The sequence below is a fragment of the Parabacteroides gordonii MS-1 = DSM 23371 genome (assembly GCF_000969825.1).
In the GTDB taxonomy this organism is placed as follows: domain Bacteria; phylum Bacteroidota; class Bacteroidia; order Bacteroidales; family Tannerellaceae; genus Parabacteroides; species Parabacteroides gordonii.
The window spans coordinates 228,975-230,742 of the sequence record NZ_KQ033922.1 but is presented as its reverse complement, the minus strand read 5'-3'; the positions used below and the strand labels follow the sequence as shown (position 1 = coordinate 230,742).

1 rRNA gene is annotated in these 1,768 nt (G+C 48.2%); it reads right to left on the bottom strand.

Going from position 1 to position 1,768, the window contains the following annotated elements:
• Window positions 1-7: 7 nt before the first annotated feature.
• Window positions 8-1,534: ribosomal RNA gene (locus HMPREF1536_RS26345) — 16S ribosomal RNA — on the bottom strand.
• Window positions 1,535-1,768: the final 234 nt, after the last annotated feature.

Here is a 1,768-nt window from a genome sequence, read left to right as displayed (position 1 = left end):
GCTCCAGAAAGGAGGTGTTCCAGCCGCACCTTCCGGTACGGCTACCTTGTTACGACTTAGCCCCAGTCATCGGTTTTACCCTAGGCCGATCCTTGCGGTTACGGACTTTAGGTACCCCCAACTCCCATGGCTTGACGGGCGGTGTGTACAAGGCCCGGGAACGTATTCACCGCGCCATGGCTGATGCGCGATTACTAGCGAATCCAGCTTCACGAAGTCGGGTTGCAGACTTCGATCCGAACTGAGATGGGGTTTGGAGATTAGCATCACATCGCTGTGTAGCTGCCCTTTGTCCCCACCATTGTAACACGTGTGTCGCCCCGGATGTAAGGGCCGTGCTGATTTGACGTCATCCCCACCTTCCTCACAGCTTACGCTGGCAGTCTCTTTAGAGTCCTCAGCACGACCTGTTAGTAACTAAAGATAAGGGTTGCGCTCGTTATGGCACTTAAGCCGACACCTCACGGCACGAGCTGACGACAACCATGCAGCACCTCGCAAATGGCTATTGCTAGAGATTCTGTTTCAAGGACTGTCCGAATGCGTTCAAACCCGGGTAAGGTTCCTCGCGTATCATCGAATTAAACCACATGTTCCTCCGCTTGTGCGGGCCCCCGTCAATTCCTTTGAGTTTCACCGTTGCCGGCGTACTCCCCAGGTGGATTACTTAACGCTTTCGCTGTAGAGCTTACTGTGTATCGCAAACTCCTAGTAATCATCGTTTACTGCGTGGACTACCAGGGTATCTAATCCTGTTTGATCCCCACGCTTTCGTGCTTCAGTGTCAGTTATAGTTTAGTAAGCTGCCTTCGCAATTGGAGTTCTGCGTGATATCTATGCATTTCACCGCTACACCACGCATTCCGCCTACCTCAAATATACTCAAGTTAACCAGTTTCAACGGCAATTTTATGGTTGAGCCACAAACTTTCACCGCTGACTTAATAAACCACCTACGCACCCTTTAAACCCAATAAATCCGGATAACGCTCGGATCCTCCGTATTACCGCGGCTGCTGGCACGGAGTTAGCCGATCCTTATTCATAAGGTACATACAAAACAGCACACGTGCCGCACTTTATTCCCTTATAAAAGAAGTTTACGAACCATAGATCCTTCATCCTTCACGCGACTTGGCTGGTTCAGGCTCTCGCCCATTGACCAATATTCCTCACTGCTGCCTCCCGTAGGAGTCTGGTCCGTGTCTCAGTACCAGTGTGGGGGACCTTCCTCTCAGAACCCCTATCCATCGCAGACTTGGTAAGCCGTTACCTTACCAACTATCTAATGGAACGCATGCCCATCTATCAGCAATTAATCTTTAACAAATATTCCCATGCGGGACCCCTGTTTTATGCGGTATTAGTCCGACTTTCGCCGGGTTATCCCCCTCTGATAGGTAGGTTGCATACGCGTTACTCACCCGTGCGCCGGTCGCCAGCAAAGTATTGCTACTCCCTGCTGCCCCTCGACTTGCATGTGTTAAGCCTGTCGCTAGCGTTCATCCTGAGCCAGGATCAAACTCTTCGTTGTATAAATTGTTTTGTCTTGCTCAGAATCCGTTTTTTATTTCAAGTTTTGACGGTATTAATTTTTAATACTTGTACTACTTGTTGATATGTAAATCTTTCAAAGAACTCTTGTTGTTACACTCGCTAGTTTTTTAGCGAATGTGGATGCAAAGATAAGAACTTTTATTTCATACTTCCAAATGTTTTCGGAAGTTTTTCTAAAAGTTTTTTTCATCATGTTTTGCAGTGCCGTTCT